At 70.7% G+C, this 5943-nt stretch carries 7 protein-coding genes; all 7 read right to left on the reverse strand.

Annotation, left to right across the window (positions count from 1 at the left end; translation table 11 throughout):
• Positions 1-889 (reverse strand): hypothetical protein (locus AB5J56_RS44975; RefSeq protein WP_369243258.1); only part of this gene is annotated, 889 nt, incomplete at its 3' end.
• Positions 890-1355: 466 nt separating this feature from the next.
• Positions 1356-2120, reverse strand: a complete 765-nt coding sequence (locus tag AB5J56_RS44980) for a hypothetical protein (RefSeq protein ID WP_369243260.1) — start codon at positions 2118-2120, stop codon at positions 1356-1358.
• Positions 2117-2473 (reverse strand): hypothetical protein, encoded by a 357-nt coding sequence (locus AB5J56_RS44985; RefSeq protein ID WP_369243262.1) that lies wholly within the window; start codon positions 2471-2473, stop codon positions 2117-2119. Before AB5J56_RS44985 ends, AB5J56_RS44980 begins: the two co-directional genes overlap by 4 nt.
• The gene (locus AB5J56_RS44990) at positions 2470-3984 is read right to left on the reverse strand and encodes a cell division protein FtsK (RefSeq protein WP_369243264.1); all 1515 of its coding nucleotides are present in this window, start codon (positions 3982-3984) and stop codon (positions 2470-2472) included. Before AB5J56_RS44990 ends, AB5J56_RS44985 begins: the two co-directional genes overlap by 4 nt.
• A gap of 186 nt (positions 3985-4170) precedes the next feature.
• The gene (locus tag AB5J56_RS44995; RefSeq protein ID WP_369243266.1) at positions 4171-4398 is read right to left on the reverse strand and encodes a hypothetical protein; all 228 of its coding nucleotides are present in this window, start codon (positions 4396-4398) and stop codon (positions 4171-4173) included.
• Positions 4399-5463: 1065 nt separating this feature from the next.
• The gene (locus tag AB5J56_RS45000) at positions 5464-5682 is read right to left on the reverse strand and encodes a hypothetical protein (protein WP_369243268.1); all 219 of its coding nucleotides are present in this window, start codon (positions 5680-5682) and stop codon (positions 5464-5466) included.
• Between the two features lie 4 nt (positions 5683-5686).
• Positions 5687-5943, reverse strand: a 257-nt coding sequence (locus AB5J56_RS45005) for a hypothetical protein (RefSeq protein ID WP_369243270.1), incomplete at its 5' end; no start/stop codon positions are given.

A 5943-nucleotide genomic window follows, 5' to 3' on the forward strand; every position in this document is an offset into this window, starting at 1 on the left:
CCAGCTTCGCCTTCATGCCGTTGGACAGGTACATCTTCCGGACGTTGTAGACGCCATATTCGCGTTCCTGCCACGCCTCTACGGCGGTCGCTTCGCCGGTCGCGGCCAGGTCCCCGAGCTGGAAGGGGCCGAGCCGTCCGGCACGCTGGCCGGTCTTCTCGACACCGAACGCCAGCTCAGCGCCGAGCCCGTCAATCGGTTCGGTCCGCGCCTTGTCGCCGTCCTTGAACAGGTACCGGCCGACCGCTCCGGCCTCCGTCACGTCCACGTGATCGACCCGGACGCCGTGACCACGGCCGCCGCAGGAACAGCCGGGCCGGTCGCAGGAGTCAGACGGGCGGTAGCCACCGGCCGCCACGACCGCGTGACCCCAACGGGCGGACATGGTCGCGGCCATGTCGTCCACCTCATCGGGTGACAGCGGACGCTTCGTGAACCACATCGCGTGGAAGTGGACGTGCCACCCGGTGTCTTCGCCCCAGGTGTCTTCGAACGAGCGGAGCACGCCCACGATGCCGTGACGCTGCTTGGCCCGCTGCCACATCTTCCCGGAGCTGTGGCCGTAGCCGCCGGACCAGCCGTCATGGAGAACGGCGACCAGGCCGCCGCGCTCACGCTTCCGCAGCGTGCCGTACTTCTGCCGCTTGTAGTGGCGGAGGGTGTGAGCGCTCATGACGACGCCGCCGCCGTTGGCGATCCAGGCTTCGGCCGCCTGCTGGGCGTAGTCGGCACGGGCCGCCAGGATGCGGGACGCGCACCAGGTGCACATGTGGACCATGCCGCAGGTGACGACCCCCGCGAAGGACGCGCCGTCCGCGCCCGCCTGGACCACGGCAGCCCCGGCGAACAGCTTCCGGCCGCAGCCCTTGAAGGTCTCCCCGAGGCTCACGCCCTGGTGGCTTTCCCGCCGCTCGAACCGGGCGTCACGAGGGGCATTACCGGTCGCGCCAGACCCGCTCTGACCTGCGCGGGTTGCAGTCTCCACGGAGGTACTAAAGCCGCGACCGTTTTTGGTGCCGGAGGGTGCCGCACCACCGGCCCGCTTGGAGTCGGAGGGGTTCCGGCGGGACGCGCTACGGCACGCCTCATTGCAGAAGCGGCGGGGGCGCTTGCCGGGGGTCTGGACGAGTTCCGCACCGCAGTAGCAGCGGGACGGCCCGGCGGGCCGCTGTGGCGGAACGGAGGGAGCGTTTCGTACGCTGGTCACAGCAACGTTTCCTGTCTCGGTGTGGTCGAGAGGGGAGGCGGACGGCCCGGAGTTGCGAGCTCTGGGCCGTTGCCATGTCTGGGATGGATCTTGCCTCACAACGCCCGTGCGGCCCGCCGGAATTGACCGGCGGGCCGTCGGCGTGTCGTCAGACAAGGGCGAGCTGTCCGCGTACCGGGCGGGGGCCGCGCTCCTCGTCCAGCTCCTTGTAGATCCGGCCCACCCACGAGGTGGAACGGGTGGCCTTATGGGCGGTCGCCTCGATGGTCTGGCCGGTCGTCCACCCTTCCTCGATCACCTTCCGGGCTTCCTTGGCGGAGAGCTTCGGACGCTCCTCGGCGTCCACCTCGGGCACCTCGGCGACGGGGGTGGAAATGGACTCCTCCACCGGTCCGACCTGCGGCATGGCCTCAGCCGGGGCCAGGGTGGAAACCGGGGCGGGTACGTCGATCTGTCCACCTGCGGCCGGGGCGTCCACCTCGGCGCGAGTCAGAGCCTCAGCCATGGCCCGGCGGTAGACCGGGCCGACCTCAGCCACGATCAGGAGGAGCGCCGGGGCGATCACGTGGATAGCAACGCCGACCCAGTCGCGGGCTTCCACGGCGTGCCAGATGTTCAGGAAGACGGACGCCCCACCGGTGAAGAACCGGAAGCGGCGGGGCCAGGGACCGGGCTCGTTCGCCCCGTAGCGGGCAAGGACGCTGTCCGCCTGGAGGGCCATCACGAACGCCGCATCCACCATGAGGCCGAGCAGGAACGCCGACTTCTCCCAGCCGGGGGCGGTGTGGTCGGCCACGAGGGGGGTCGTGGTCATCAGCGAGTAGGCGACTACGCCCACGATCAGGAACCAAGTTCCGGCCGTCAGGACGCCGTTCGTCCGGCGGATCACCTGCGGGTCAATGTGCTGGCTCACTTGGAGTCCTTCCGGAGTTCGCGGACGGCCTTGACGGCGACGGGGGCGGTTACGGCCACCGCGACAGCGGCCACGGAGACAGCGAGGAACAGGGCGACGAGGAGGCAGCCCCCGCCGAGGGCGGCCAGGACGAGCCAGGCCCGATCCCCCGACGACTTCCGGGGCTGCTGCTGGGAAGCGATCAGGGCGGCGGCCAGGGCCTGTGTCTGCTCGGTCTGGGCGCGGTTCGTGGCGGCCTGGGCCTCCAGCACCATGCGGATCAGTTCGAGCGTCTGGGTGTCCTGCCGGGCCTCGACGGCGGCGGCCTCGGCCTTGACCAGGGCGGCGGCCTGCGGGGTCAGTTCGTGGCTCATGCGGTCGCCTCCTCGGCGGTCGTGTAGCGGGTGGCGGAACCGGCTCCGGTGCGCTCGGCCTGGCCCTCGGCCACCAGGGCGGCCAGGGCGTCACCTACGGCGGACTTGCCTCGGCCGGTAGCGGTGACCAACTGGCCACGGCTCACAGGGCCGTTAGCGGCCCTCAGAGCGGCCAGGACGGCGGCCTTGGTGTCGTCGGCCAGGGGAGGGGCCACAGGGCCCGCAGACGGCCGTACAGGGCCGCCCGCCTGACTGGGCTTCACCAGGGAGACGGAGGCGGAGCCTTGGCCCTGCCAGGGCTCCCGCTCGGGGAGCGCCTTCACCTGCTCGTCGTCCAGGTGCCAGACCCGGACGGCCACCGGCCCCCGACCCTCGCCCCGGATCAGCACGTGACCCGGCTTCGGGAGCTTGTTCGCGTGCCAGCCCTCGGCCGTGGCGTCCTCTCCGAGCACCGTGCGAGCCTCGCCGGGGGTCTTGACCTTGAGGCAGAGCTGAACGCCCATCTGGGCACTGATCTGCGGGTCGATGCCCCCGCCCTGACCCTGGGTCGGCTTCTGGGTGCACCACCACAGGTGAACCTCAGCGGCCCGCCCCATCCGGGCAACGGACGACAGGTGTTCCATTGCGGCCTTGGCCAAGGTCATGACCTCGGCCCCCTCGTCCACCACCACGACCAGGCGCGGCCGGGCCTTGGTCGGCTTCCACGTCGCCCGACCCTGGGTCTCCATCTCCTCAAGGCGGGCCATCATCTCGGCGGCCAGCTCGGCGGCCACGGCCGTGATCTCCGCGCCGTCCCGAGCGATCCGGGCCCGGCTCCGCCACAGGGCACCCTCAACGCGCTTGGCGTCGATGTAGACCAGGGCGGCCAGCGGATCGGCGGCGACGGCGGCCAACAGCGGGCGCAGGGCCACCGACTTACCCGCGCCGGACTCACCAGCGACCAACAGACGCTGATACGGGTTCACGGTCACGACTCGGCCGGTCACCGTGTCCAGGCCGATGCCCTCAGCCTTGGGCGTCCACTTGAGGTCCGCCCCGTCCACGGCCGTGCGGGTCCGCAGGGCCAGGGACGCCCAGCCCCCGCGCTTCCCAGTCGTGACCTCGATCCGCAGACCGGAGCGGCAACCGAGCAGGTTCCGAATGTGGTCCTCGGCGGCCTTGAGCTTGGCGACAGTCCACGTTCCGTCCAGCCGGACGGAGCACGTGATGCCCGCCTCCGTGAGCCGAACTCGACCGGTGAGCGTGCCGTTCAGCCCTCGGCCCTCGGCGTGCTCGCGCCAGTGGGCCGGGGCGAGCCTCCGCAGGATGCGGCGCTCCTCCTTGGTCGGCCACACCTTGCGGGGCCGGTAGATCGCCAGGAACCGCACGGCGCGAACGGTCCAGCGGCAGGCCCACCGGAACGCCTTCCATTCCGCCTTGCGGAACCCCTTGGACTTGATCGTCAGGGCGGCCAGGGCCAGGAGAACGACCACGCCCTTGACGCCGAGAGCGTCGACCAGGGCCACGGCCAAAGTGGGATCATGAGCACTAGCGATGTGCACGAGCTATCTCCTCGTGTTCGTCGTTAGAGCCGTTCCGGTGCTCCAACACCGGGGCGGCTCGCTTGTTTTGTTGTGCACGGCGGGTGATCGACCGACCGCCCGACCGGGGTTCCTATGGCCCCCTACGCGTACGCGCGCGAGGGACCGGCCGGTCAATCACTCAGAGTCACGGGCAATCTTGGTGATCGTCGGCCGTGAAATCCCTGTCACCTCCTGGATCTGTCGGTGTGGGACCTCCACCCGAACCGCCTTCACGATCAGGGGCCTTAGCTCCTGCTCGACCTCGGCCAGCTCGGCGAGCAGTCGCCTGCGTCGCTCCCCCGGCTCCGATAGCGCCCCTAGGGCCGCTGCCCGGATTTCCGCCGGGCTGATTTCCTTGACCACGTGGTAAAGCATTGACCATGCGGGCAACGCTTGTCAACTCCCAGTCTCCAACTGCCGCTAGTCGGTGGTGAAAACGGGGCTCTGCCCCCAACCCCCGGCAACCGCTCCCAGAGGGGCGGGGGCTTGTCGGTCGGGTGCGGCTGGGTGGGTGGCTGGGGTGGGTCTCTGGGGGGGTTCCCTCCGCCCAGACAGCGCCAGAGGCAAGCACACCGCCCGCCGGGGCATCCAGGCCAAGCCGCGCAAGCGCGGTCGCCTACGGCGAGCCTGGACACCCCGACGAACGGCGCGCTAGGGCTTCGCCCGCTGCCCGACCGGAGGGAACCCCCCCAGAGACCGGGGGTGTGTTGCGGAGGCGGGTCGGGTGCGGCTCCGTTTCGTCACGTGACGGATCAGCGCCGCCCGAGTTCCGTCACGTGACGAATCGGAGCGCCCAGGCCAGCGGGCCGGAGTGCCGTCCGGCGCGCACGGCCCCAGGCCCAACGGCCCGCATCGCGCCGGGCGGTGCTGCGGGGCGGGGGGTCCAGGGGGCGAGGAGCCCCCTGGGACCACCGGCCCCAGCCAGCGCCAGGACTCAGCCGGAACCGGATGGTTCAGACTGACACGCTCGGTATAGCCTGAACTCCGGTGTTCAGGGTGAACACCGGAGAGGGGAACGATGTACATCCGAATCGAAGCCGTCGTAACGCTCGGCGTGGTCGTCCTGGTGGTGGCGGTGATCCTCCACCTGACGCCGTAACCGACCGTCCGACGACGAAGCCCCGGAGCCAAAAGGCTCCGGGGCTTCTCCCGTTTCGGGGTCAAAGTCGGGTGCCGCCCAAGGTGCCGGCCACGGGCCCGGGGGGCCCTTTGGCAGGCACCTTGACCGACCCCCTTCCGTGGGTGCCGCCCAGGAATCCGGCGTGTCAGTCCGCTAGCGCGGACGACCCACCGGATTCCTGGGAGCGAGCTATGCCCGTGCGCTTCGCTTACGGGCGCTCTGCCCCGCACTCCCGTTGGTCGCGCAGGGGCGGAACCGGCCCCCGAGGGGGGCCAGTTCTGGCAGCCCCCCGAGGGGGGCCGCCGCCGTCATCCGACCCGGATGCCGTTCCGGATCAGCAGCGCCGTAAGGGCGGGGTCCGCCTGTACGTCGATCCGGCACGGCTCGCCGTCCCGCAGCGCCCACACGCCCCGTAGGCCGAAGTCGACCGCCACGGCCAGGGCCTCGCCCTGGTAGTCGAGTTCGTAGTACGTGCAGTGGTCCAGCTCAGGAATCGCGCTCCGCACGTGGGCGATCACGTCGGCCATGGGGTCACTCCTTCTCGGTGGGTACCGGCGCGTCGAGGACATCGCGGCCCCACACCAGGCCCCATTCGGCAATGAGCGCCTGGACGCCGAGGAGGCCCCCGGATTCCGCCGCCTTGAGGAGCGCGAGCCGCCGCCCCCGGACGGGCACGACGTGGTGATACCAGGTGTCCCGAGGGATGAGCGCGAGCGGTTCGCGCTCCTCCTTGCCCTCGTCGGCCGCGATCTCCTGATCGGTCCGGTCGTCCGTGACGCCGAGTTCGG

This window comes from Streptomyces sp. R21 (assembly GCF_041051975.1).
GTDB lineage: Bacteria > Actinomycetota > Actinomycetes > Streptomycetales > Streptomycetaceae > Streptomyces.